This is a genomic window from Paenibacillus agilis (assembly GCF_007786455.1).
GTDB classification, from domain to species: Bacteria; Bacillota; Bacilli; order Paenibacillales; family Paenibacillaceae; genus Paenibacillus_B; species Paenibacillus_B agilis.
Genome location: NZ_VNJK01000001.1, coordinates 290,017 through 314,851, shown reverse-complemented (window position 1 = coordinate 314,851; position 24,835 = coordinate 290,017). Strand labels below are relative to the sequence as shown.

General features: G+C 46.3%; 23 protein-coding genes. 5 read left to right on the top strand and 18 right to left on the bottom strand.

Annotated features, from left to right (window positions below):
* The first annotated feature begins 20 nt into the window (after window positions 1-20).
* The 3 genes from ku to ligD all read left to right on the top strand — a co-directional run bounded on the left by ku (window position 21) and on the right by ligD (window position 3,609).
* Window positions 21-1,478: a non-homologous end joining protein Ku gene (gene ku, locus FPZ44_RS27055; protein ID WP_144986685.1), complete on the top strand. Its 1,458-nt coding sequence runs from the start codon at window positions 21-23 to the stop codon at window positions 1,476-1,478.
* On the top strand, window positions 1,471-2,616 hold the full coding sequence (locus FPZ44_RS01310; protein WP_186785871.1) for an ATP-dependent DNA ligase: 1,146 nt from the start codon (window positions 1,471-1,473) through the stop codon (window positions 2,614-2,616). The genes ku and FPZ44_RS01310 overlap by 8 nt, the downstream gene beginning before the upstream one ends.
* Window positions 2,617-2,721: 105 nt before the next feature.
* Window positions 2,722-3,609, top strand: a complete 888-nt coding sequence (gene ligD / locus FPZ44_RS01305) for a non-homologous end-joining DNA ligase (protein ID WP_144986680.1) — start codon at window positions 2,722-2,724, stop codon at window positions 3,607-3,609.
* Here the strand turns inward: ligD and cls are convergent.
* Entirely contained in the window at window positions 3,595-5,016 is a 1,422-nt protein-coding gene (cls, locus tag FPZ44_RS01300; RefSeq protein WP_144986678.1) for a cardiolipin synthase, read from the bottom strand. The genes ligD and cls overlap by 15 nt on opposite strands.
* A 184-nt stretch (window positions 5,017-5,200) precedes the next feature.
* Between cls and FPZ44_RS01295 the strand changes: the two genes are divergently transcribed.
* Both FPZ44_RS01295 and FPZ44_RS01290 read left to right on the top strand, forming a co-directional pair.
* On the top strand, window positions 5,201-6,241 hold the full coding sequence (locus FPZ44_RS01295) for a M23 family metallopeptidase (RefSeq protein ID WP_144986676.1): 1,041 nt from the start codon (window positions 5,201-5,203) through the stop codon (window positions 6,239-6,241).
* A gap of 29 nt (window positions 6,242-6,270) precedes the next feature.
* Window positions 6,271-6,795, top strand: a complete 525-nt coding sequence (locus FPZ44_RS01290) for a bactofilin family protein (protein ID WP_144986674.1) — start codon at window positions 6,271-6,273, stop codon at window positions 6,793-6,795.
* Window positions 6,796-6,875: 80 nt separating this feature from the next.
* Here the strand turns inward: FPZ44_RS01290 and FPZ44_RS01285 are convergent, their stop codons facing one another.
* From FPZ44_RS01285 to FPZ44_RS01205, 17 genes are all read right to left on the bottom strand, one after another.
* Window positions 6,876-7,088, bottom strand: coding sequence for a diaminopimelate decarboxylase (locus tag FPZ44_RS01285; RefSeq protein ID WP_144986672.1), 213 nt, complete (start codon window positions 7,086-7,088; stop codon window positions 6,876-6,878).
* Between the two features lie 109 nt (window positions 7,089-7,197).
* A complete protein-coding gene (locus tag FPZ44_RS01280; RefSeq protein ID WP_144986670.1) occupies window positions 7,198-8,232 on the bottom strand; it encodes an LCP family glycopolymer transferase in 1,035 nt (344 codons plus the stop codon).
* Between the two features lies 1 nt (window position 8,233).
* Window positions 8,234-8,893: a hypothetical protein gene (locus FPZ44_RS01275; RefSeq protein WP_144986668.1), complete on the bottom strand. Its 660-nt coding sequence runs from the start codon at window positions 8,891-8,893 to the stop codon at window positions 8,234-8,236.
* Between the two features lie 27 nt (window positions 8,894-8,920).
* On the bottom strand, window positions 8,921-9,799 hold the full coding sequence (gene rfbD, locus FPZ44_RS01270) for a dTDP-4-dehydrorhamnose reductase (protein WP_261378164.1): 879 nt from the start codon (window positions 9,797-9,799) through the stop codon (window positions 8,921-8,923).
* A 195-nt stretch (window positions 9,800-9,994) separates the two neighbouring features.
* A complete protein-coding gene (locus tag FPZ44_RS01265) occupies window positions 9,995-11,848 on the bottom strand; it encodes a glycosyl hydrolase family 28-related protein (RefSeq protein ID WP_144986666.1) in 1,854 nt (617 codons plus the stop codon).
* A gap of 146 nt (window positions 11,849-11,994) precedes the next feature.
* Window positions 11,995-13,116: a lipid II:glycine glycyltransferase FemX gene (locus FPZ44_RS01260; RefSeq protein ID WP_186785870.1), complete on the bottom strand. Its 1,122-nt coding sequence runs from the start codon at window positions 13,114-13,116 to the stop codon at window positions 11,995-11,997.
* A gap of 22 nt (window positions 13,117-13,138) precedes the next feature.
* Entirely contained in the window at window positions 13,139-13,900 is a 762-nt protein-coding gene (locus tag FPZ44_RS01255) for a formyltransferase family protein (RefSeq protein WP_144986663.1), read from the bottom strand.
* Between the two features lie 36 nt (window positions 13,901-13,936).
* The gene (locus FPZ44_RS01250; RefSeq protein ID WP_144986660.1) at window positions 13,937-14,554 is read right to left on the bottom strand and encodes a sugar transferase; all 618 of its coding nucleotides are present in this window, start codon (window positions 14,552-14,554) and stop codon (window positions 13,937-13,939) included.
* A gap of 79 nt (window positions 14,555-14,633) precedes the next feature.
* On the bottom strand, window positions 14,634-15,791 hold the full coding sequence (locus FPZ44_RS01245; protein WP_144986658.1) for an aminotransferase class I/II-fold pyridoxal phosphate-dependent enzyme: 1,158 nt from the start codon (window positions 15,789-15,791) through the stop codon (window positions 14,634-14,636).
* A 25-nt stretch (window positions 15,792-15,816) separates the two neighbouring features.
* Window positions 15,817-17,160, bottom strand: a complete 1,344-nt coding sequence (locus FPZ44_RS01240; RefSeq protein WP_144986656.1) for a UDP-glucose dehydrogenase family protein — start codon at window positions 17,158-17,160, stop codon at window positions 15,817-15,819.
* 1 nt (window position 17,161) lies between these two features.
* Window positions 17,162-18,106, bottom strand: a complete 945-nt coding sequence (gene galU / locus FPZ44_RS01235; RefSeq protein WP_144986654.1) for a UTP--glucose-1-phosphate uridylyltransferase GalU — start codon at window positions 18,104-18,106, stop codon at window positions 17,162-17,164.
* Window positions 18,107-18,150: 44 nt separating this feature from the next.
* Window positions 18,151-19,101: an NAD-dependent epimerase/dehydratase family protein gene (locus tag FPZ44_RS01230; protein WP_144986653.1), complete on the bottom strand. Its 951-nt coding sequence runs from the start codon at window positions 19,099-19,101 to the stop codon at window positions 18,151-18,153.
* Window positions 19,098-20,444 carry a glycosyltransferase family 4 protein gene (locus tag FPZ44_RS01225; RefSeq protein ID WP_144986651.1) on the bottom strand — a complete coding sequence of 449 codons (1,347 nt, stop codon included), beginning with the start codon at window positions 20,442-20,444 and terminating at the stop codon, window positions 19,098-19,100. Before FPZ44_RS01225 ends, FPZ44_RS01230 begins: the two co-directional genes overlap by 4 nt.
* A 29-nt stretch (window positions 20,445-20,473) precedes the next feature.
* On the bottom strand, window positions 20,474-21,130 hold the full coding sequence (locus FPZ44_RS01220) for a sugar transferase (RefSeq protein ID WP_144986649.1): 657 nt from the start codon (window positions 21,128-21,130) through the stop codon (window positions 20,474-20,476).
* A gap of 57 nt (window positions 21,131-21,187) precedes the next feature.
* A complete protein-coding gene (locus FPZ44_RS01215) occupies window positions 21,188-22,234 on the bottom strand; it encodes an NAD-dependent epimerase (protein WP_144986647.1) in 1,047 nt (348 codons plus the stop codon).
* The gene (locus tag FPZ44_RS01210) at window positions 22,231-23,442 is read right to left on the bottom strand and encodes a glycosyltransferase (RefSeq protein ID WP_144986645.1); all 1,212 of its coding nucleotides are present in this window, start codon (window positions 23,440-23,442) and stop codon (window positions 22,231-22,233) included. The genes FPZ44_RS01215 and FPZ44_RS01210 overlap by 4 nt, the downstream gene beginning before the upstream one ends.
* The gene (locus tag FPZ44_RS01205) at window positions 23,439-24,830 is read right to left on the bottom strand and encodes a glycosyltransferase (protein ID WP_144986643.1); all 1,392 of its coding nucleotides are present in this window, start codon (window positions 24,828-24,830) and stop codon (window positions 23,439-23,441) included. Before FPZ44_RS01205 ends, FPZ44_RS01210 begins: the two co-directional genes overlap by 4 nt.
* Window positions 24,831-24,835 lie beyond the last annotated feature (5 nt).

Here is a 24,835-nt window from a genome sequence, read left to right as displayed (position 1 = left end):
ATGAAAAAGGAGGGAAAAGCATGCACACGGTGTGGAAAGGGGCTATCAGCTTTGGGCTTGTCCATGTCCCCGTTAAAATGCATACGGCCACCGAAGATAAGGACATTTCGCTGCGCATGATTCATAACAAATGCGGCAGTCCGCTATCTTATATACGAGAATGTCCGGTATGCGATACAGAAGTGCCCTGGAACGACATCGTAAAAGGGTATGAGTACGAAACAGGTCATTTCGTGCTCTTTAGTAAGGATGAACTGGATGCACTTCAAGAAGAAGCAAGCCGTTCCATTGCGATTCAAGACTTTGTCGACTTACAGGACATCGATCCGATTTATTATCAAAAAACCTATTATTTATCGCCTGATCAGGCTGGAACAAATGCTTACCAACTGCTCCGAGAAGCACTTAGGCTTACAAATAAAATTGGCATCGCCCGTGTTACACTGCGAGCGAAAAGCAGCTTGGCTGCGATAAGAGTGATCGATAATTGCCTCGTCATGGAGACAATGCATTTTCCAGATGAAATACGCGCATCCGGTGCGGTACCAAATGTACCCGCACAGGTACAAGTCAACGACAAGGAGCTGGAAATGGCAAAGCTGCTCATCGACCAATTATCCACTTCCTTTGAACCACATAAATATAAAGATGAGTATCGTGAGCGACTACTGTCACGCATTGAGCAAAAAATAGCTGGCAGAGAAGTGAAGGCGGCTCCACAACTCCATCAAGAGACACCTATTGTCGACTTGATGGCGGCATTGCAAGCAAGTATCCAAGCTACTAAGCCTGGGATGATGCCTGCCATGATGGCGACAGACACTGGTGTTCCAGCGGCGGGAGCGCAATCATTGGGCGCTGCTGGCGCCGCGGCAAGTACAAGCAGTGCAGCTAAGCCGCGCAGGCGCAGAGCAGCCGCTGGCACCGATGCTGTTCAAGTGAGCAATGAGGTGCCAATGCCAAGTGCGCCAGCAATGAGCGACGCGAATACGGTGACACCGCCGTTAGGTGTGGGTGGCGCACCACTAGGAGGAGCGGCCATTAACACAGGCGCGGAATCGGTAAGTGCAGGCACCGCAAGCCCTTCTGCACCAGCAGCGAGCGGACGTGGACGCCGGCGCAGGCAAGCAACTGAAGCTGCGCCTGAAGCAGCAGCAAGCACCACTGCGGCGACGACAGCACCCGCGGCAGCGACTGGATCTCCACGCGGACGGCGACGCAAAGCGAATGCAGCGCCAGAGGCTGCCACTGGGGCAGGCGCAGTTGCAAGCAGCGCGTCAGCCCCGGCTGCGCACGGCATGAACGCTGTAAGCGCTGGCCCAGTTGATGCCAGCGCGCAGCCGCGCAGCTCGCGCCGTCGACGCATGCAAGCAGCTGAAGCTGCACCTGAAGCAGCAGCAAGCACCGCTGCGGCGACCGATAACGCCGCCAAACCTGCACGGCGCACGCGGCGGCGCAAGAGCGAGGCGCATGCCTAGGGCGCCTCGCTTGCGTACCGTCGCAGGGCAAGCTAAGCAATTTGCGGCAGCAACGGGAACCGTGAACATACCGCTGCAAGCGTATCCCTCTTCAGCGGCACGGCCTGCCGCAGCAGTACCTTCGGCAATGCACATAAGCTCCATTGATCCGCACACTTTTGTGCCGATGGCGCCCATATTGGCAGATGCCATCCCACAAGGCCCCCAGTGGCTGCATCAGCTGAAATGGGATGGCATCCGCCTTATTGCTGACTGTAGCCTTGCAACTAAAGAACGCAGCGTAAAGCTCTATACGAAGCGAATGCTTGATCGAACTTCCTCATTTGCGATGATCGAACAAGCTCTCGCTCAGTTACCCGCGCTGCAAGGTCGTTCTGTCATACTGGATGGCGAAGCAGTCGTAATCGACCCACGATTGCATAGACCTTCCTTTAGTCTTATTTTGCAGCGCCAGCGTTCTTCGGCCGCAAAGCAAAACGAGCTAGCCGCCCAGCATCGTTGGCCGTTATCCTATGTTTTATTTGATCTTATCGCCTTAGATGGTCATGATTTGCGATCGCTGCCTTATGAAGCTCGACATCAGCAATTATTGAATTTATTTGCACAACAAGCGCAGGATAGCTCTCTTTCAAACACAGTCTCCATTCAGGTAGCAGACGTTTATGATGATGGACAAGCACTTTGGTCCTGGGTAAAGGAGCACCAATGGGAAGGGGTTGTCAGCAAGCTAAGGAATGCTCCTTACAGCAGCGGCAAGAAGCATCAAGCTTCATTTAAATGTAAAAAGGAATTAGAAATAATAGCTTTAACCTACGGACTTGTCATGAACGAAGGTCGCATAGCGAGTCTCATCCTCTTCACCGAAGAAGGGAGCTACTTAGGGCGTGTATCCAGCGGTCTGCATCAGCAGTATCGCGAGCTATTAGAAACGTGGGCACAGCATCAGCAGCATGATACCAAGGAACAATTGGCGAAACAAATCTCTTGTCCAAGCAACTCACTGCCACAAGAACTGCGCCGACTAACGATACGATGGTTTCACGCTCCTGTGCCCTGCCTCGTATCTGCATTAGAAAGGAATGAATCGGGATTGCTTAGACATCCGAAGCTGCTTGCACTCCCTTACTTGCCCGAATAAGCAGGACATTGACTATGTATTGATCAACTATTATTTATTCTGCTATTTCAACATCAATCTCAATTCAATTAAAATGCTCAGTAAAATATAAGGAGTGTATCGCGGATGACAGCCCCCTTCATCATGCTGCAAGTCGAAGGCCATGAAGTAAAATTATCTAACCCAAACAAGCTTCTATGGCCAGATCTTCATATTACAAAAGCAGATTACTTGATGAAGCTGCTCCAGCTTGCTCCCTACTTGCTGCCTGCTTGTGCCAATCGTTATTTAACGACAATACGCTATCCCGGCGGGATACCAGGCGAGTCCTTTTATCAAAAAAATTGTCCCGACTCTGCCCCCGACTTTGTAGAAACAGCCACATATGGCGATATTCGATATGTATTGCTGAACAATACGGCTACCCTGCTATGGTTAGCTAACTTAGCTTGCATCGAGTTTCATCCATCTTTGCATACCGTAAATAATCCACTGCCAGAGCAGTGGATTATCGATCTTGATCCTTCTGTATCCGTTGAACCGCGCATCATGGAGGCCGCTAAGCTCGTTGGGGAGCTGTTATCTTCTCTTGGTATTAGCAGCATTCCAAAAACATCAGGCGCTACAGGTGTTCAAATTATCGTTCCTATTTCCAAGGGCCCTACATTCGATGAACTGAAAGGACTAGGGCTATTTGTTGCCCGCTACTTATGTGATCGTCATCCTGATTTGTTCACGATCGAACGATTGAAAAAGCATCGTGGCACACGCATTTATATCGACTATGCTCAGCATGATGCAGGCCGTACGATTGCCGCCGCCTATACGCCCCGTGCTACTCCCTACGCCTCAGTTTCTATGCCTTTGACATGGGAGGAAGTCTCGCGTAATCCAAGCCCGCAGCACTTCACGCTGTTGAATGCAGCAGAACGCTTGAACCAAGTTGGGAATCTATTGTCTCAAGTACCTCCGCAGCAAATGGAGCCTATTCTGCTCGCTTTAAAGCAGCGGTGATAGCATTCGAGAAATAGCCTCCATCATGCGCTGCTTACGAGGTCTAGCTGTGAAATGATGATATTCAAGCTCACTGCTAACATCAAAGTCTTTGCTAAAGTCGGCTTCCAAACGGTGAATAGTCTTTCTATCGAACATAACGGCGTTAAGTTCAAAGTTCCAATAGAAACTGCGCATATCCATGTTAGCCGTGCCGATACAAGCTAAAGCCTGATCGATGATGAGCGTTTTCGCATGGCAGAACCCTTTTTGGTACTCAAAAAATTTAACCCCTGCCTTCATCAACTCCTCTAAATACGAGCGAGCTGCCCAATCAACTATTTTCGAATCTGACTGATACGGAATAATAATACGAACATCGATCCCGCTCATCGCTGCTGTCTTAAGTGCCAACCGAATACTAAGATCGGGTACAAAATAGGGAGTCATCATCCATATTCTTTCTTGTGCGCTCACAAGGGCTCCGAAGAACAATTCTTGTGTTGCTGCAAGATTCGCATCAGGCCCACTTGATATCATTTTAACTTGCTCATCTCCCTTAGACTGATGCAGCGGGAAGAACTCCTCCTGCCATAGCTTCTGTCCCGAAGCAAATGACCAATCATGCAAAAACACAGCTTGCAGCGCATAGACCGCATCACCCTCGATCTGCAAATGCGTATCACGCCAAAAACCAAGCTTCTCGTGTTTTCCAGCATATTCATCTCCGATATTGAGACCGCCAACATATCCTATTCGCCCATCTACAACGACTATTTTCCGATGATTGCGGTAGTTCAGTCTCCTTCGAAATAGTGACACTGCAAGAGGAAGGAAGAAGTGAAATTCGACTCCTGCTTGCTGCAGCTTGCTCACATAAACTTGATTCAACTCCAAGCTCCCAACTCCATCCGCGATAACACGGACTTGTACACCTTCGCTTGCTTTTTGAATGAGCAGTTCCTGAATAATACGACCAATTACATCGTCTCGAATGATGTAGAACTCCATATGGATATGGTGTTTGGCTGACTTCAAACCCTCAATTAAGGCGTTATATGTTTCCTGTCCATTCGTCAGTACAATAGTGCGGTTCCCACCAGTTACAGGGATGTTCGACAAGGCGGATACGAGCCCGAACAAGCGCGGCTGCATTCTCATGGATTCATTTTTAATGCTGCTCAGATCGGTAACTTTATTGATTCTCTTTATGTCCCCTAGTAGATCATCCTCGTAACGATTGTTTCGCACTCGCCTTCTCGCTGTATAATCTTGAGCCACAAAATAATACAGCACGAAACCTATAAGCGGAAAGCAAAAAGAGATCAATAGCCACGCTACAGTCTTTGAAGGATGCTTATGCTCCAAAAACACAATCATAACTAACTGAAAAATGTAGATGACTAGTGCTGCAACGACCCATAACATCTCTTCACCCCCTGCTTATTTACCACATCACGACAAACTCTTTGGAACTTGTAGTCATGTTCTGTCCTACTATCGAATAAATTTGTATTAGAGATTGTACAAGATAGTTTGGGTATTCTATCCTTTGTTATTCAACCCTCTTTAACCTTGCAAGTCTAGACTGTATAGAGTGAGGTGATAACTTATGAAGCGGCGGTGGTGGAAGCAATCTACAACGCTACTCGTCATCCGAGAAGCGGAACAAGAAGTCAAGCAAGTGAAGATTCCGAAGCTGCTCATCGTATCCGTACCAATTGCAGCTGTTATGTCTCTTTCCGGATTTATTTTACATTTAGAATGGAAATCGGCCCAACAGATTCAAGAGCTCCAAGGACAGTTATCTAAGCAAGCTAAAGTACTGGATGTCACCGTAAAAAATAAGGAACAAGCCGTAAATAAACTTCAACAGGAAATCATCCGTCTGAGCAAAGAGACAGAAAATGTGAAACAGCGCGTATCCAAAATTAGTCATTGGGAACGACAGCTTGAACAGTTTGTCCAAGGAAATAAAAATCAATCGAAGGATGCCCCTGCTGGCAGCTTATCCCGAGCATCGCTGCCTATTTCACGTCTTAACAGCAAGCAGCAAGGAGGCGAACTTCAAGCTCTGACGGATGAACAGCTGTTGAAGCTGTCTCATCAGTCTCGGTTCGATTTACAAGAAGTGAACAAGCTTATTACCGAAATGGAACGTTCTCTCCCAACATCGATAAAGCAAGCGAAGAAGAAACAGGCCGTTATTCAAGGCACGCCTTCCCTATGGCCAACACAATCACAGCAGCTTACTTCCGGCTTTGGCTATCGGAAAGACCCTATAACAGGACAGGCATCCTTCCATGCTGGTGTTGATATTGCTGGCGACGTAGGCGATCCGATCTATGCTGCTGCTGAAGGAACAGTAACCACCGCTGAATCTCATTATGCAAGGGGCAACTATATCATTATTTCTCATGTGAATGGATTAGAAACGTGGTACATGCATCTGAACAGCATTCATGTACGTGTGGGAGATCGTATAGCTAAAGGAGATAAGATTGGAGAGCTCGGAAATACAGGAAGAAGTACAGGGCCGCATTTGCACTTTCAAGTGATGCAGGGAGGAGAAGCAACAAACCCTTATACATATATCGGATCTTCAGCCTCCTCCCCTGCCTCTCACAAACCACATAAAAAGATAGATGCCTAGCTATTTATTCGACAAGGAGTTGAGACTCGATGTTCGGAAAAAGCTCACGTCCTAGTATGACAGATACCATTATTAGTTATGGAACAGCAATAGAGGGGCAGCTGAACTGCCCATCCAACTTACGCATAGACGGTCAATTCAAGGGCACGATAACATGCCAAGGAACGGTTATTATAGGCAATAATGGGGAAACTCACGCAAACATCGAGGCGAAACAAATTATCGTTGCAGGAACGATATATGGGGAACTTACAGCCGAAGGTAAGCTAACGATAACATCGACAGGACATGTAGCGGGCAATTGTGTATCACAATCGCTCGTTATTGAAGAAGGCGGTACATTGAACGGCATAAGCAAAATGAAGGGCCCAGAATCAGCTGCCGAACAAATACAACCATCTATCTCCCTGCCCATTGATAATAGTGACGCCCCATCATCCTCTAATAACACTCATGAATCAGAAATAGAGACGGATATCATATTTTCACAAGATCATCCGAACCGCTATCATCACAATAAGAAGAAAAAACGTAAAGAGAAGCAAGCGGGATAATGCTTGCTTCTCTCTTTTTTTGCGAAGAGAAGTACGAAGGGAACTGCATCGTTTCACATCGTTATTACATTTTATTATTTTCAGTAGAAATGCCCAGTCTTTAAAGAATTCCACAATTGAGCCAATATTGCATGCTCAGGTGTGCAGCGATCACAGCTCCCAATTGGTATTTGACCTTTATAGAAGCCTGTACGGAATTGGAGCACCGTACGCTCCGCTGGTACCCTTTCTTGACAGCCGAGACAATATACAGGGTTGTGAGCAAGTGAGGGGGATGAATCCGACACATCCATGGCAATATAAGCCTCCTCATAATCCTAAAAAAGGACCTTCTAATCACTAAAAATCGACATTATCGACACTATAGTTACATTTCGTATCATAAATGTACGATTTCCTGTTTTATTTGTCAAGATTAGGAACCAAATTGTTGCTCAGCAAGTTATGAATACGCAGACGCTCCTGTTTGGACACCTTCCAATAATAAATGCCTGCAATCCGCTGCGAAGAACCTGTTAAGGTTGTTTTTTCGATTTGATTAACAGACGAAACATGCTTAGCAGCAAGTGAAATCCAATCCTCGAATGCCAAATTGGTTCTTGTATGTTGTTTCAACACATCTATAATTGCACCTAAACGCACAACACCATCTGTAGAAGCGGCTCTTTGTGCCAGTGCACGAAGCACTAGACTTTGTCGATCCATTCGCCCAAAGTCTCCCTTCGGGTCCTGCTTGCGCATGCGTACATAGGCCAATGATTGCTCACCGCTTAACTTAATATCCCCCAATGCAAATTGGTGCCCGTCCGTTTCAAATGGAATTTGGTTATGTACTTCAATGCCGCCTAACTCGTCTATGACAGCCTTAAATCCCTCCATATTCGTCTTAATATAATAATGTATCGGGATCTCAAATAGCTGCTCGACGGTAGCGACGGTCATAGCTGTCCCGCCATAGGCGTAAGCATGATTAATTTTATCCAGCTTCTTCAAGCCTGCCAGTTCTGTTCGTGTATCTCTTGGAATATGTACGATGACAGCACTACCTTGCTTAGGATTGACAGAAGCCATGATCAAAGTATCAGAACGACCGCTGTCATGCGCTCGCTCGTCTACGCCCATTAACAGCATCGTAAACGGCTCACTATTGCTGACATCTGGCTGTGCATCCTTTGTCAATGGCTTTATCACTGGAACCGAGGTACTGTTATTTGATTGACGATTATGTATTGGATTTACTGGACTCGTCTCTAACGGCTCAATAGTCGAACGAAGTGATTCCTTACGCTCTGGCAAAGCCTCGTACATCGAATCCGCCGCATTTTTTAGTGTCATCCCAATGATGATTGCAGCGATACAACTTCCAATTAGCATAATAAAGCAGCAAGAAAACATAACTTTCTGCCAAGTCCGCCAGCGACGCCATATTCGAAACATGCTATGACCACTCCGCTTCTCTTATTCGCTCCAAGCCATTAAGCATTGTCCTAGACTGTATCTGATGCCACCATGCATAGGCTTCTCTTGCTTCCTTACTATTGCGAAACGACGATGAAGAAGTAGAGGGCCTCCTTTCAGCAAAACACTGTACATATTCGGCTACTTGGTCCTTCATCCTATAGTGAAGGCGAGGCCAACCGTCCAGCACTTGCTCCAATGCTATACATCGATCACCATGCTCTGTCCCTATGACAAGCGGGTACGGACGATGCAGCAATGCAGGAGGCACATATACAACAGCTCCTGAGAAACGTTTACATTGATTCAATTTTTGCCGCATCATTGATGTCATCCCAGGCTGTACATCAGCCGCAATGACAATGAGCGCCTGTTCAGCCACTATAGGCTGCAACCATTCCACGAGTAATTGTGGATCAAGTGAAGTAGACGCGCTCCTATTGACGAAAAAGAGTACATCTGAGCGCTTCACTGCATACGATTCATTGATCGTACACAGCAGCTGATCACCCAACTCCTGCCGCCATCGCTCGGCACATGCTGCGCTGTTCGCTACGAGCCATACATCATGCTTCAAGCCAGCGAGTCTAATTGCCAACGACAAGCCTTGGAGATCTCCCCCTAGTACAGCGCATCTCATCACCTATCCTCCTACAATTGATAGTTGTTAGTTGCGTACTTCCAACGCTTGAATGCAATCCGCCAACGCCTCACGCCATGGTCGTAGTGGAGACAAGCCATGAAGTCTGAGCGATCTTCCTTCTAATACCGAGTAAGCTGGGCGTCTCGCTGGGCGAGGAAACTGTGAAGTTGGCACCGATCTTACTTTGACATTCAAACTTGCTTCCTCCATAATTGCGCAAGCGAATTGATGCCAAGAACAGCTGCCCGTATTCGAAATATGATACGTTCCATACCAATCTGTGTTAATCAATTGAATGATACTTTCAGCTAGGTCCTTTGTATAGGTAGGACTTCCGATCTGATCGTGAACAACTTTTAGTTCATGATTGGTTTTGCCCTGTTCCAGCATCGTCTTTACAAAGTTGGAGCCATACCTGCCAAAAATCCATGAAGTACGCACGATAAACGCACGACGGTTCAATTGACATACGATTTTTTCAGCTTCCCGCTTGGACGAACCGTATACATTTATCGGTCTTGGCGCAGCAAACTCATCATAGGGTCTCGTACTTCGCCCATCAAACACATAATCCGTACTAAGCATAAGTATCTTTGATCCAATCGATTCGGCAGCAGCAGCTACATTGCGCGAACCATACACATTGACTCGATATGCTTCATCACTCTCGTATTCTGCTTGATCCACCTTCGTATAAGCAGCCGCATGTATAATACCCCACGGCTTTATCCGGCCAATTACTTCATGAACCTGCTCACTATCGGTAATATCCAAATTCGTACGAGTACACCCTACCGCAGGTATATTATGCTTGCTTAGCAACTCCATAACGTCTGTCCCAAGCTGCCCTGCTGCACCTGTAACCAATAACGGTCTGTTCATCTGCATTTCTGTTCCACTCATACATTCACCACCATTTCTCATCTGGATGCACATTCACGGTTTATAAGTATGTCGTTGTCAGAGTAAGGCAGATCGAAAAGTGAGCGAGACTACCATGAAGTGGTTAGAAGCGAAGATATAACGCTGCCTCCCGTAACAGAAGAAGAGGCGGTGCCATTCCATCCGCCCCTTCCCCGTCATTGTACGTTTTACCTATTAGAATGGTGTCTGTACGATAATTGGTGTATTTCCAATCGCTACGGTCTTTTCACCACTTAACGGCGTCATTTCCGAAACGATCGTATTGTTTATCCACGACAGCTGTTGATGTGCTCGGTCCGTTGCCCCTAAACTTCTCAACAACAATCCCGCGAACATCTTAGAAGTCGTTCGATCTTCTACAACCACATTATTTCGTACGAAAGAGTTGGAGAACAGCGGGTTCTCATATAAAGCAATACCTGAGCTGTATCCTTCCTTACCGCTGTATAAGGAGCCCGGGTTAATAATCGTATTTTCTTCGATGACGATATTGTTCTGCACCCCTTCAATGTTCCAGGTGATGCCATTCGTATATGCATTTCGTATAATGTTGCCTTTAATAAGAAGACCTTCTACTTTCGTACCGCTGCCTTGTAAGGATAAGTCGATGCCTGCAGCGTGAGGAGCAAGTGTCATATAGCCGCCGCCAGGATTTTTGAAGTCGATAAAGTTATCTGTAATGGCTATATCAATCCATGCGTCTACACTAGGATGGTAGAATTGAATCCCTGCTGATTCTGCATTCGTGGACATGAAACCGCCACCGCGAGCATTAACAATAATACTGTTGTTCGTTATCGTTAGCTGCTTAACATCGCCTCTAGATGCCCATAAACTCATACCGAATACTGCATCTTCGATGCGGTTGTTTGCAATGAGGTTATTTTCATTCTTGTAGTCTCTGTTGGATGTGGATGCATAGATGATGCCCGTGCGGAATTTCTTAGTTACGTTATAACTTACTACTTTGCCGAAGCCATGTACTTCAATCGCAGTATTACTGCCTGGGCCTCCAGCTTCAAAGTAGTTTCTTGTAATTTTGGCATTATTGCCGACGGAGTAGATCGTAGAGGTATCAAAGAAGAATGGAGCTCCAACTCCCATATTAAGAAATTGGCTGTCTTGCACAACAAGATCATTAACTACGTTAGCCATAATACTTTGAATAGCTAAACTATTTCGAACCGTAACGCCTTGAAACTGTGCTCCTGTACCTGTATAAAGGGTAAATACACGCATCGCATTGTTAGTATCAGAAGGCTTTTCTGTAATTGGATTGTTCTGGGCGTTGCTATCCACGGTAAGTTCCCTAATATATATATGATCGATCGGCTTCGTAAATTCGAACACCGTATTAAACTTGCCCATATTATTTCTAATTTTCAATGTTCCACGGCCTTCAAGAGAGACATGCCCTGGCATGCTAATAATTGTCTGTTGAGGTACGGTCATTGAACCGAGCACGTAATTTCTATTTTGAGTAAAATGAACCGCTGCCCCCTTCTTTAACGAGCTTGCAAAGTTCACCGCCTCTTGAATAAAAGGTCGATCATCTTGGATCGCATTCCCTAGTGCGCCGAACCACTCAGGATATACTTTCTTAATTGTACCTGTGGCGACAACGCTTCCATCTCCAGTAAAGAGTGTATACAGACCGCCTTGCAAGCCACCATCCAACTTTAACGTCTTGCCTGAGGCAACTTTAATATTCGCATTTTGCCCAAATACAAGGGTCAACTCTTTACGAAATACGAGATCATCATTCAGCACATAAGTTCCTGTTGGAAAATAGATTTTGCCCGACAGCATTTCGCTTGCTTTACGCAAAGCCGCAGTATCATCTGTCGTACCATTCCCTATAGCTCCAAGCGACTTAATATTCGTACCTTGCGGTGCAGGGGTCTCCAATGCCGCGGCTGTATTCTCTGAAGAAGGATTCCACTGTAATCCAGCGATAACAAAAATAACACCAAAAACAAGCAGCCATTTCTTACAACGTTTTAAACACATATTCGTTTTATGCCCCATCCTTTCCACCTCTTTAATGACAGCATAGCTCTATACCATTCATATCCTCTTGGTATCAGCTTCATGCATCATATGCCGAATCCCCTTTGTCCGTATGGTCAAGCACCCCTCTGCACTTGTCCTTCTTAAGGGACGGCAGGCTCCACTTACCCAGATGAGGCCTCAGAACAGCTTGATTCCGTTGAAGTATTAAAGAGCAATGGGTTGCGGTACATTGGAAAATAGGCGGATTCAGCTCCAGCTATGCCGTACTGCTTATTCAATATTAGCGCGGCAGCGTCATACAGTGATTGATGCCGAATGCGTCGACCGACATAGAAATCAGCCCATTCACGTTCGTTGAAGCTGCGCTTAAATCGAAACAAGTTGTCGTTCCCAGTTAGCCCTCCTCCTAAATGAAGTTTCTTGCATCCTTGTGACTTCGCCCATAGAGCTGCTTCATAGATGAGCAAATTAATCGGGGCAGCCTTTAAATATGCTTGATCAGATCCCATAAGATGATAATGCGCATAATCACCTTCATGCATAAAGAGACAGGAAGCAATCACCTTATTATCTGCATGAACCTCCATTAGCTTCACATATCCCTCTAAATAAGACGTTGTATTTTGGAAAAAGTTGCTATTGAAGTAGTAGTATGCACTTGCCTGTTTTTTTAGCATGGTCGCATCGTACAGACGAGTAAGATTATCCAGCCTCGTCGGTTCCTCAATGGTGACGTAGAACCCTTCTCTTTGAGCACGCCTAATGCGATTGCGATTATCTCGAGAGAACGCCTTTAGCATTTCCTCTTCAGAAAGCGTAAGATCAACAAAAACCGTATTGCGCTCAAACTGAGGGCTCACAGCATTATAATCTCGCCAATTGTTCAACAAAGGATGGAAGCGTACGAATTCGGAGACAATACGATGCTCGTGGCAGTATGCATCAAATTGTTGCTCAAATTTGCGGAACAACCTTGCTCTCCTGTCGGCATCGGCTACGTTCGATATTGGTCCACCATACCCATACGGAGTAGTAATATCATAGATAGGCTTAGTTACATTCAGCTCACGCAATCCCGGGAGATGGCTCGCATCGCGCAATAGATAAGGGTAACAAACAAACTCGTCCCCCTCCTCATAGACAAACAGCTGCGACTTGCCTTCCCCATTATCTTCATAAACCCGACAGTAATCCGCAGAGAAATATACATCTGTATCCCGTGCAGCTCGCGTATATGTATTCCATTTCTCACGATTCGCCATATCAAGAAGGAAAACACTCATGAATACTCCAGTCCTCCGTACATCATGTATTGTCACTAGCAATCGAAACATAGACTTTGCCGTTTGCGGTTTGCATGTATGCAGGTTCATGACCCGGAAACTGAAAGGCACGCGCCGTATTCCATATTTGCTGCGCAGTAGCTTGCTCTGGAATCTGCTTCCAAGCTCTAACCTCTTGCACTCGATACGTTTTGGGCTCAACATGTAGTTCCTTCGCTAATTCCAGTTGGTCAACCCCCTTTACATGCCCTTCCAAAATGCGAGGCAGCCACTCCTTTAACAGCTCTAGTCCAAATTGATTGCTTGCTTGAAACAATTCATATACCGTATCCAAAGGTCGGATTCCGAAACGACTCACCGCAATAAGCCAGCCCTCGTCTACTTTTTCATTCATCCAGTGGATACTCGTTCCGTATTCCTCTCGCCCTTCTATAATGGCAGCTGCATCACACATAGACCCGCGCATTTCAGGCAGTGGAGCTCCGTGAAGATTGACGACTCCTAACTTAAAGCGTTCTAGATGACGGGCGCGCAGCAACTCGTGGTAACGAACGCTAACACCTAGATCCGCTTCCAGTTCGCACACCTGCTCTAGCTTCAATATAGGAATTCCTAACTTTGCTGCCTCATCGTACATATTTTCATCTTTTTGGACGAGACGCCATGTAGATAAGGGCTCTGTCGAGCATACGACCCCCAGTACTTCTACCCCTGGCTGACGCAGCAGCCATCTCAAGCAGTCGACTGCTACGCCCATACTTCCGAATACAATGACTCGCTTCATTTTATCTCTACTCTCCTTGCAGAGGTGGTTGGTAGCTTACATTGTTTTTGACTTCAAACTGACGCGCCGTTCTCGATCTAGTTCTGCAACGAACATAGTTGGGCATACTGCATTGTTCTTGCCTACAACAACTTGAATAGCTGTCTTGAACAAAATGACGATGTCCAGCCACATACTTTGTCTCTCTACATAGTCGCGGTCACATTGAAATCTCGCTTGCCACGACAACATGTTGCGGCCCGAAATTTGTGCTAGCCCAGTAATGCCTGGCCGTACAGTAAACCGAACCCGCTCCGCTTCGTAATAGTAAGGGTTATATTTACTAGGAAGTGGGCGTGGACCTACCAGACTCATATCGCCCTTCAACACATTGAACAGCTGTGGAAGCTCATCCAAGCTGCTCATTCGAAGAATATTGCCTGCTCTCGTCAAGCGCTGTTCATCAGGCAGCGGCTCCCCATTTGGCAGGAATTCATCACTCATTGTACGGAATTTATATAGCTTAAATGACTTCATATGCAAGCCCGTACGTTCTTGATTGAACATAACGGGCTTGCCAATAGTCATCCGTACATATATTGCGATTAACAGCAGGAAAGGGCTAAATATGATAATTAAAATGAAAGATAATACAATATCAAACAAACGTTTCATAATGATCTCCTTTAATATCAAAAGAGTTGTTCACTAGCGACTATATTCATTCATCCGTTTATTCAAACTTGATCATCATTCATGATAAAGAATAGACGGGTCGAAGAGCGGATTGCACACCGTCAATGACTCTGTTCTGATCATCAACGGCCAAGCTTGAGCCTGATGGCAAACAGATTCCTCTCTCGAACAACATGTCGCTAACACTCTCATTTTCTTCATGCCGATAATAGCGGCAGCCTGCGTACAGCGGCTGGGCATGCATCGGCTTCCATACTCGTCGAGATTCAATGTTCATGACTTCCAGCTCCTGCACTACATCAAGCGGTGTAGCCTCAATAAGATGCGGATCTAGCGTTAAGGCCGTAAGCCAACGCGTTGAGCTTCCCCATAATGGATCTGGCATAAATGAAATGCCCGGTCTGTCCCCAAGCGCCTGCTGATATCTTTCGAACACAGCACGCCGCAGTGCGATTCGCTCGTCGATCACATTCAATTGGCTGCAGCCAATGGCAGCAAGAATGTTGCTCAGCCGGTAATTGTAGCCGACTTGATTGTGCTCATAGTGATAGGCAGGCAGCTTGGCTTGAGCTGCCAAATAACGTGCATAGTCCAACTTGTCAGTGTGATTGGATACAAGTGCCCCGCCAGCTGAAGTCGTAATCAGCTTATTGCCGTTGAAAGAGTATACCCCGTAATCCCCAATCGTTCCCGCCATCTGTCCCTTGTATGTCGCTCCCATCGCTTCCGCCGCGTCCTCAATTACACATATGCCATACTCCCGGCATATTTTCATAATGGCATCCATATCAGCACATTGGCCGTATAAATGCACGACGATGACTGCCTTGGGCAGTTGTCCAAGCATACTAGCCTCATACAGAGCTCGTTCTAGTGCACGTGGAGACATGTTCCATGTCGCAGGCTCTGAATCTATAAATACAGGCTCTGCACCTAAATAACGAATCGGATTCACACTAGCAACGAACGTAAGCGAAGAACAAAACACGATATCCCCTTCTTTTACCCCAGCCAATTCGAGCGCAAGATGTATCGCTGCTGTGCCAGAACATAGAGCTACCGTTCCTTCTATTCCTACTAATTCGCTTATCTGACGTTCAAATTGATCAACCATTGGTCCCAAAGGCGCAATCCAATTGCTTGCAAAAGCTTCTGCAATCTTTGCAAGCTCTTCTCCGCTCATATGCGGGGGGGATAAGTATATACGGTCAGACATCCTCAACATTCTCACCTTCTAATCATTAAACTGGTACTCTCAGTGATGTCTCCCGCTGCGGCACAAACGGTCTTCCCATTGAAATATATTCAAATCCTAGTTCAGCCATCTTTTCTGCGCTCCAACAATTTCGACCATCAATAAGTAAAGGTCTGGACATTGAACTATGCAGCTTCTCCCAATCGCTTTCAACGATCTGTTCCCATTCCGTCAAGATTAGACATGCATCGCAATACATCACGGTATCTTGCACAGAAGGCATATATACAACTTGATCACCTAGTACATGACGAGCCTCTTCGGCAGCAACAGGATCATAAGCACGAACGATAGCACCAGCTTCTAGCAGCTTTGGAATAATCGTCAACGAAGGTGCATCCCTTACATCATTTGTATTCGGCTTGAATGCTAGGCCTAGTACTGCAATTCGTTTGCCAGCAAGCGTACCTAGTGACTGCTTCAGCTTATCAATGACAATAAGACGCTGCTGTTCATTCGTATCAATAACGGCTTCAAGAATCGAGAACGAGCAGCCAGCTTCTTTCGTTAAATGACGAAGCGCATACGTATCCTTCGGAAAGCATGAGCCTCCATAGCCGATTCCTGCCTGCAAAAACCGATGACCAATTCTGCTGTCGAGCCCCATGCCTTGAGCCACTTCATCTACGTCAGCACCGAGTTGGTCACATAGATTAGCAATCGAATTGATATAGGAAATTTTCATAGCAAGGAAACAATTAGAGGCATACTTAATAAGCTCTGCGCTCTCGATAGATGTCTTTAAAACAACAGTGCCGAACGGCTCGTGAAGCTCTGCAATAATAGCAGCAGCCTCAGGCCGATCGGCACCAATTACTGTCCGTTCCATATTTAAGCAATCATAAACAGCTGACCCTTCTCGCAAAAATTCAGGGTTCGAAACGATATCAAACGAATATTGATTGTGTGATGCCTCTCCGATCCACTGAGCAATTAATCGCCCTGTTCCAACTGGAACCGTACTTTTGGTCACAATGACTTTGTAGCCATTGATCACCGTTCCAATCATGCGAGCAGCTTGCTGAACGTAGTCCAGATTAGCTTCCCCCGTCTGCGACATAGGCGTCCCCACTGCGATGAAAATAACATCTGCAGCTTGAATGGCAGCATCTATATCTGTCGTAAAACGTAATCTTCCTTGTTGCATGCCTTCCGCTACCAGCTTATCAAGTCCAGGTTCATAAATAGGAATTTCACAGCGTTTCAAACGTTCTATTTTAGATGCATCCACATCGCAACAGACCACTCGATGCCCCACATAAGCGAAGCAAGTGCCTGATACGAGCCCAACATAACCCGTGCCAATTACCGCTATTGAATAGCTCTTCATCCTATGATCCTCCCGCCGTATATTCCATCATCTGATTACGTCTACCTGCAGCAACAGCATCGTTCAGCACTTGATGCTGTTCGACGGTCTCAATGAGGTATGCGAGCATGTCATTAGACAGTTCCTCTCTCCTCAGCGCAAAGTCTACCGTCGCTTTCAAGAAGCCAAGCTTATCCCCGACATCATATCGAGTGCCTTGGAATTCATAGGCAAGTACCGCCTGCCATTGATTGAGCGTCATAATTGCATCTGTCAGCTGAATTTCATTGCCAGCCCCAGGCTGCTGATGCTCCAGCACTTCGAAAATTTCAGGTCGTAAAACATAGCGTCCCATAATGGCGTAGTTCGATGGTGCTTGCCCTACAGGAGGCTTCTCCACTAGGGATTTCGTATGCATTAGGGAAGGCTCTACAGAAGGACCAAGTGGATCAATAATGCCATACTTGCGAACATCTTCATCTGGAACATACTGTACGCCTACGACAGAACTATGGTAACGATCGAACACATCCATCAACTGTTTGATACAAGGAACTTCAGACTGCACAATGTCATCGCCGAGTAAGACTGCAAACGGCTCATTTCCAATAAACGTGCGCGCGCATAATATGGCATGCCCTAAACCTTTAGGTTCTTTTTGACGAATATAATGGATGTTAGCCATCTTAGAAATATGTTGAATCTCTTCTAGCGCCTCTAGGTTCCCCTTCGCTGCTAAGCTTTCCTCCAACTCAAAGGACTTGTCAAAATGATCTTCAATCGCCCGCTTGCCACGACCGCTGATAATCATAATGTCCTCTATGCCCGATGCAATCGCTTCTTCCACAATATATTGAATCGTTGGCTTATCTACGATCGGCAGCATTTCCTTGGGCTGTGCCTTCGTCGCAGGAAGGAATCTTGTACCTAAGCCAGCGGCTGGAATAATTGCTTTTCTTACTTTCATTTCTTCCCCTCCATCCAGTTCTGTCTCTGCCCCATAAAAATATATCAATAAGCTCCGCTCAGGACTGATACTGAATTACGTCCAGCCTCTCTTGTATAGGCTAGCGTACGCGCAAGTCCAGCCTGCAAATCTATCGTAGGCTCCCAGCCCAGGCGATTACGCGCCTTTGTGTTGTCCAAATAACTATGCTCTATATCCCCAGTACGCGGTTCCGAAAATATTGGATCACCTACTCCTGTATGTGCTTGCAGTTGTCGATACAACTCGATAACACTCGTAGGTTCTCCAGTGCTAATATTAACCGTCATACTCCCCTCGGACGTAAGTGCAAGCACATTCGAACGTGCAACATCCTCTACATGTACAAAGTCTCGCGTCTGATTACCATCTCCATAAATAATCGGACGCTTGTTATTGAGCATATGATCGATGAAAATCGATACGACACCGCCCTCGCCTTTCGAAATTTGCCGCTCTCCATATACATTGGCATAGCGCAAAATCGAATACTGCAAATCAGGCAGTTGTTCATGGTACATTTTGATATACCTTTCAGGCGTATACTTGGAAATGCCGTATGCTGACATAGGCTCTATCGGATGCCCCTCATCAACGGGTAAATATTGCGGGTTTCCATAGGCAGCAGCCGAAGAAGAGTAAATAAAGCGACTAACTTCGTGTCTTTCGCAGCACTGCAATAAGCGGATCGTACCTACAATATTTACTTCTGCGTCAAATATCGGCTCACGAATCGAGCGCTGTACGTCGATCTGAGCAGCCATATGAATAACGGCATCAGGTTGCTCTTGTTCAAAGATTTCAGTCAATTGGTCATCCATAATCGACATCGAATACAGCTTCGCTTCACGCGGTACATTAGCCATATTACCGCTGCTGCCGTCATCAATCACAACTACGTTATGATTCGCCTGCAACAATTGATCGACGACATGCGATCCTATAAACCCTGCTCCACCGGTTACGAGTACGTTCAATGAAATCCCTCCTCCCTGCTGCTATTTGTATAAGAAGCCTGTTCATTATGATGAGCTGTGCCTTTACCACGACTAACCCGCTGCTTGTGCAACGAATGATAAAAATAAGCATGCGCCTCAACAACATCTTCAGGATCAAAATCTCGTAAAGCTCGAATATGTCCATTCACCCCTAAACGGACACACTCTTCAGGATGCTTGATAAGCCAAATCATACGTTCTGCCAGTTCATGCGTATCACCAGGCTCAATGAGCAAACCTGTAATTCCATCTATAACAGAATCCATCATTCCCGTTGCTCTTGTAGCTATCGTTGGCTTCCCTGCTACCGCAGCCTCGATCAACACATTAGCAAACCCTTCACGATATGACGGTAATACTAAACAATCTATCGCTGCATAGAACACACCAAGCTCCCGCTGAAATCCTACATGAATGATGCTGTCATCATTTTCAATCGTTTCAACAGTGTTTGCCGAGATCGGATCTCCTTGCTCCTTTTCTCCAACTAGAAGCAATACAGCATGTGGAATGACTTTTTTAACGAGATGAAAAGCTTCAACGAGAATGTCTACCCCTTTGTCCTTCGTTAACCGACCAATAAAGCCAATCACCGGTGTATCCTGAGCAATTCCCAATGATTGACGCAATGCTTCTGACTGCTTCTGCCGTTCGTCGGTTAATATAAACGGCTCTGCCTTCACACCTTTGCAGCTGCCGTTGTGGAGCACTTCTACTTTCTCAAGGGCACAAATACGATCGCGATGCAAAACATCCTTCAAGCTTGGACTAACCGCGATCACCTTATGCGCACAAGCTGCCGATAGACGCTCAGTCGTCACCATAAGGGTCCGCTTCCATCCCTTTAACGTTTCAAACCGCAAACCATGGCAGGTATAAATTCGAACCGGCACTCGGCATAACCAAGCTGCAATACTTACGAGCAAGCCAGCCTTGGGCGTTCCAGCATTAACGATATCCGGCTTAATGCGCCGAATAAATTGAATGGCATTCCAGAGCGACACGATGTCTTTCGATAATGATATTTCACGCTCTATAGTGAGCTTAACATGCGTTGCTCCTTCTAACGTTTGTGAAGAAGGAGCGCCATCACTCATAACAAATACCTCATATCCCTGCTCCTGCAAGTAACTGAGTTGGCGTTCAAGAAAAGATACTCCACTCTCAGCAGTAACGGCGAATAGGATGCGATGATTTGCTTTTGATGTTTTCGATACTTCCGATGCTTTCGGTGTTATGGAATTATCTGAATGCTGCAAAGCCGTTGATGATGGTTTTTCCTCAGTTGCAACTGCTGAATCGCGCTTTTCCAACCTCGACATAATGGCACTATCCTCCTTGTACTCAAATTTCAACGTGCTCCTTTTCCAGTCAAAACGACCTTGATCGTCTTGAGAAAAATTTTCGTCTCCATCCGTACAGAGGGATTGGTTATGTAGTACATATCATGTTGAAACTTCTCTTCCGGAGAGAGATCGTACCCACCATTTACTTGTGCCCAGCCTGTTAAACCAGGTTTAACGAGCACTCGATTCATAAATCCGGGTATTTCTTGATGAAACTGCTGCATGAATGCATTTCGTTCAGGACGAGGCCCGATGAGGCTCATCTCGCCTTTTAGTACATTGACCAGTTGAGGAAGCTCATCTACTCTTGTCTTACGAATGAACTGTCCAACCTTGGTAACACGCTCATCATGTGCGGTTGCCCACCGGGGACCGTCCTTCTCTGCATCGATGACCATGGACCTTAATTTAATGAGCTTAAATTCCCTACCTCTATAACCAACGCGATCCTGCACATAGAAAGCCGGACCTGTGGAATCCATCTTAATGCATACAATGACTGCCACCACGATAGGTGCAGTTAGCAAGAGAAGCACTGTCGCTAGCACAAAGTCAATGATTCGTTTAGCCATTAGAAATAAGATGGAATCGTTCACTTTGGGCTGAATAAAAACGGTTTCCGAGCTCTTTTCACTTAACGTGAGTTCTGTTATTTGCCCCATAACGAACCTCCCACAGTAAGAACTGGTATCCTAGTGAATGATCAGCCTAAACCTCTTCTACACGTGAAGAACACGCTCTGCTGTACGTTGCTCTTTATAGGTCAAATACCATTCAGCAAAGCGTTGAATACCTACTTCAATCGACGTATCTGGACGGAAATCAATATCATTTTGCAGGCTGGAAATGTCCGCATAGGTTTGCGGCACGTCACCAGGCTGCATTTCCTTCATTACCAGCTCGGCTTGTACGCCAAGATGCTTCTCCAATACACGAATGAAGTCGAGCAATTGAACAGGCTGATGATTGCCAATGTTGTATAACTTGTATGGAGCTTGTTCCCCATCTCGTTGTGGAGCACGTGGAAGCAGCCTCATAATTCCTTCTACAATGTCGTCAATGTAAGTGAAGTCGCGCATCATGTTGCCAAAGTTATAAACATCGATCGGCTTGCCTGAAGTGATCCGTTCTGCAAATGAGAAATAAGCCATATCAGGCCTTCCCCAAGGTCCATATACCGTAAAGAAGCGAAGCCCTGTTGTCGGCAAATCGTACAAATGACTGTAGGAATAGGCCATTAATTCATTTGATTTCTTCGTAGCTGCATACAAGCTAACAGGGTTATCAACTCTGTCTTCCACGGCGAATGGAATTTTCTTATTCGCTCCATACACAGAGCTAGAAGAGGCGTAGAGCAGATGCCCTACGCCTTGTAAACGGGCAGCCTCTAATATATTGGCTGTCCCAACGATATTCGATTGAATGTACGCTTGCGGGTTCGTCAAACTGTAGCGAACACCCGCCTGTGCAGCCAGATGCACAATGACATCCGGCTTTGTCTCCCGCATTAACTCGTGAATTGTATCAGCCTCTTCAATAGATAAGCGATAAAACCGGAAAGGTTGTTGCGGAATTTGTGCTGGTTCTCCTGTTTGCAGTAGTAATTTAGATTGTGCCAGCAAACGTTCCAGCCGCTGCTCCTTTAAGGTAACATCGTAATAATCATTCATATTGTCGATGCCGACTACTTGATAACCTGCTTCCAAACAACGAGCCGCAACATGAGAGCCGATGAAGCCGGCGACGCCTGTGATCCAAATGTTCATCCTTTCACCATCCCCGGATTTGATAAAATGGATCTACGTACTGCTTCTTCCTTAAAAGACTGCCAAAAAGCTGTACGTCTCTTGTCCAAAACATCCTTCGTATATTGTTGCGCAGTCGCAAAGTTTGCTGCTGCAGCATTTCGCCTCATATCAAGATTATTGGTCATTAATTGCATCTTTTCCGCTAACCCAGCTGCATCACCTGCTCGGAAAATCCACTCCTCCGGCAGTAATTCAGGGATTCCTCCAGCGGTAGAACCGATAGCTGGCAGCGCGCGGCTCATTGCTTCAATTAATGCGCGAGGAAGTCCTTCTTGGAAGCTCGGCTGCATGTAGAAATCCAAGTCATCTAACCAGCGGAATACTTCCTCACCGCTCGGCACAGGATCACAGAACTCCACGCGATCCGCTACGCCCCAACGTTCAGCGAGCTCGATCCATTTTCCTTTATCCCCTTCACCTAGCACTCGAAGCCGGAGCATTTGACCTTTTAACATGGATAGTGCTTCGATGGCAGTATCAACACCTTTGTTATTCGATGCCAAAGAACCAACAATCCCTACCGTTTGCCAACCATCTGTATGTTCATCCAATCGTTTCAAACGGTGATCCAACACCTGTTGAGGTACTGGGGGAACTTCCACATTTGAACAGTTGATATGGTATCCCCAGCTTGGATAATGATGCTGTAGAAACGCACGGGTTACATAGAGCGCATACGGTGCTTGTCGAACCGCATTCTTCGTCCGCCACGTCATAATCGGTGCGTAGCATTTGCCCTGCCATGAGCCATGATTCATCAGCGCGTCCCAAGCGTGGCCAACTACTTCTACGGCCCATGGCTTGCCAAGCCGCTTAGCGACACCAATCGCTACCGTGCCTATTTCGCTAGGTAAGCGCGCAATCAATCCATCAGCATCTTGCAGTTGCTCCTCTAATATACGAGTAACTTCTTTACGCTTAGTTAACTGCGAGACAGGATTACTTATGGAAGGAACATTATGAAAACTCACGTTAGGACCGCTCGATATTTTACGGTTTAAGCGCGGTTCATTCTCTCCAACCTCCACCACTCTCGTTACAATGGCCAGCTTCTCACAGACTTCCAAGTAACGCTGCCATACGGTGTAATCAAAATAATTATGATAATACTGCTCAGTACCTCTTACTTGCTCAATACGCACGTCATAGGCAAATACGAACTTCATCGCGATACTCCCCTCCTCACTGTACCGCCTTCCTTGGTAATAGCCTCAGTCGGACTAAAGTTGTTTGGAAGCGGCGTTTCTTCTATTCCATGCTTTTGCAGTACATCGCGGATAAGCGCCTCATACTGTTCAACAACATAAGATAAGGTAAATTTGTTTAAGCGCTGAAACTGAGTATCCATAGAGTCCGTATAAGAGACCGCAATTTCACGGCTGGATTCAGATTCGGTATAATCACCAATACCCGAATGAATCGGTACATTCGGCACTTCGTTATCCTGCTGTTGGACATCCAGCTGCTCCAATTGTGCTTCCAACGCATCTACCATTGCTTCAACATCTCCGCAAGGCACCAATAAAGCGGAATGAATCCCTTCCAACACTTCTTCTGTACCTGTTGCCGTACGCGTAGCGACGATGCTTGTGCCCAAAGCGACAGCCTCGATCAGTGCTGTAGGCAATCCCTCTACATCAGAGCACTGGACATAAATATCGGCTAAACGCAAAATAGGCAGCGGGTTAGAAGCATATCCCGGAAGCTCTACCCACGATTCCAAGCCTCGGTCCCCAATAAGCTGTGTTAGACGTTCACGCTCTGCACCTTCACCAATAATAAGCGCTCTCACTTTGTGCCCACGCTGATGAAGCAGATACACAGCCTCGATGAGCAGATCATAGCGCTTTTCAGGGGACAATCTTCCGAGTCCTAATAGCACTGGTATTTTCGATGCCAATCCCCCAAGATGACCAGCTTGATCTGCTGTATCTTCTAAAACCTCGCTATCACGACTTGTTCTGCCCTTCACCATACCCTGCTGCAGCCAATGATGCTCAACACTTTCATTCGCACGTCTATAGAAGCTTTCATTTAACACTGCATTATAGATCACATGGACCAATGACCGAGGAACTTTAAGAATATCCTTCAATTCCTCGCCCATCATGTGCGAGCAACCAACAACCGCATCGGCTCTTTTATAGCACCAGCGTCTCATCATGTTTACACCTTTGCCTCGATGACGGCTAATCGAGCTGTGTTCACACAGTACAGTACCGAATCGCAAACCGGATAAGCGACGCCCTACAACATTAAGCACATTGTTTTCCCACATATGCGAAATGACTATATCAGGACGAACTTGGCGCAGCGTTCGAATATAGGCCTTCCAAGCACTCCGAAGTCGAGGAGCATTCATTTCTGATACGTGCACATAAGAAGGAAGGAGGGACAGATAAGGTCCCTCCTTCCGATTTACGATAAGATGAAGTTCATATCGCTCAGGGTTAAATCCCTGAAGCAGCATACTAACAGCCTTCTCCGCACCTCCACCAGCCAATGATGTAATTAGCATAGCAACACGCGGTTTTTTGCGAGTCTCCCCTATCATTGCTC

Bases quoted from the DNA above. Each gene is read 5' to 3' on its own strand.
- FPZ44_RS01290 (WP_144986674.1), top strand. From the start codon at position 6,271: ATGTTCGGAAAAAGCTCACGTCCTAGTATGACAGATACCATTATTAGT.
- FPZ44_RS01245 (WP_144986658.1), bottom strand. From the start codon at position 15,791: ATGTCTGACCGTATATACTTATCCCCCCCGCATATGAGCGGAGAAGAG.
- FPZ44_RS01250 (WP_144986660.1), bottom strand. From the start codon at position 14,554: ATGAAACGTTTGTTTGATATTGTATTATCTTTCATTTTAATTATCATA.
- FPZ44_RS01220 (WP_144986649.1), bottom strand. From the start codon at position 21,130: ATGGGGCAAATAACAGAACTCACGTTAAGTGAAAAGAGCTCGGAAACC.
- FPZ44_RS01260 (WP_186785870.1), bottom strand. From the start codon at position 13,116: ATGAGTGTTTTCCTTCTTGATATGGCGAATCGTGAGAAATGGAATACA.
- FPZ44_RS01285 (WP_144986672.1), bottom strand. From the start codon at position 7,088: ATGGATGTGTCGGATTCATCCCCCTCACTTGCTCACAACCCTGTATAT.
- FPZ44_RS01280 (WP_144986670.1), bottom strand. From the start codon at position 8,232: ATGTTTCGAATATGGCGTCGCTGGCGGACTTGGCAGAAAGTTATGTTT.
- FPZ44_RS01265 (WP_144986666.1), bottom strand. From the start codon at position 11,848: ATGGGGCATAAAACGAATATGTGTTTAAAACGTTGTAAGAAATGGCTG.
- FPZ44_RS01225 (WP_144986651.1), bottom strand. From the start codon at position 20,444: ATGTCGAGGTTGGAAAAGCGCGATTCAGCAGTTGCAACTGAGGAAAAA.
- FPZ44_RS01295 (WP_144986676.1), top strand. From the start codon at position 5,201: ATGAAGCGGCGGTGGTGGAAGCAATCTACAACGCTACTCGTCATCCGA.
- FPZ44_RS01255 (WP_144986663.1), bottom strand. From the start codon at position 13,900: ATGAAGCGAGTCATTGTATTCGGAAGTATGGGCGTAGCAGTCGACTGC.
- galU (WP_144986654.1), bottom strand. From the start codon at position 18,106: ATGAAAGTAAGAAAAGCAATTATTCCAGCCGCTGGCTTAGGTACAAGA.
- FPZ44_RS01275 (WP_144986668.1), bottom strand. From the start codon at position 8,893: ATGAGATGCGCTGTACTAGGGGGAGATCTCCAAGGCTTGTCGTTGGCA.
- ku (WP_144986685.1), top strand. From the start codon at position 21: ATGCACACGGTGTGGAAAGGGGCTATCAGCTTTGGGCTTGTCCATGTC.
- FPZ44_RS01240 (WP_144986656.1), bottom strand. From the start codon at position 17,160: ATGAAGAGCTATTCAATAGCGGTAATTGGCACGGGTTATGTTGGGCTC.
- FPZ44_RS01210 (WP_144986645.1), bottom strand. From the start codon at position 23,442: ATGAAGTTCGTATTTGCCTATGACGTGCGTATTGAGCAAGTAAGAGGT.
- FPZ44_RS01205 (WP_144986643.1), bottom strand. From the start codon at position 24,830: ATGATAGGGGAGACTCGCAAAAAACCGCGTGTTGCTATGCTAATTACA.
- rfbD (WP_261378164.1), bottom strand. From the start codon at position 9,799: ATGAGTGGAACAGAAATGCAGATGAACAGACCGTTATTGGTTACAGGT.
- cls (WP_144986678.1), bottom strand. From the start codon at position 5,016: ATGTTATGGGTCGTTGCAGCACTAGTCATCTACATTTTTCAGTTAGTT.
- FPZ44_RS01310 (WP_186785871.1), top strand. From the start codon at position 1,471: ATGCCTAGGGCGCCTCGCTTGCGTACCGTCGCAGGGCAAGCTAAGCAA.
- FPZ44_RS01215 (WP_144986647.1), bottom strand. From the start codon at position 22,234: ATGAACATTTGGATCACAGGCGTCGCCGGCTTCATCGGCTCTCATGTT.
- ligD (WP_144986680.1), top strand. From the start codon at position 2,722: ATGACAGCCCCCTTCATCATGCTGCAAGTCGAAGGCCATGAAGTAAAA.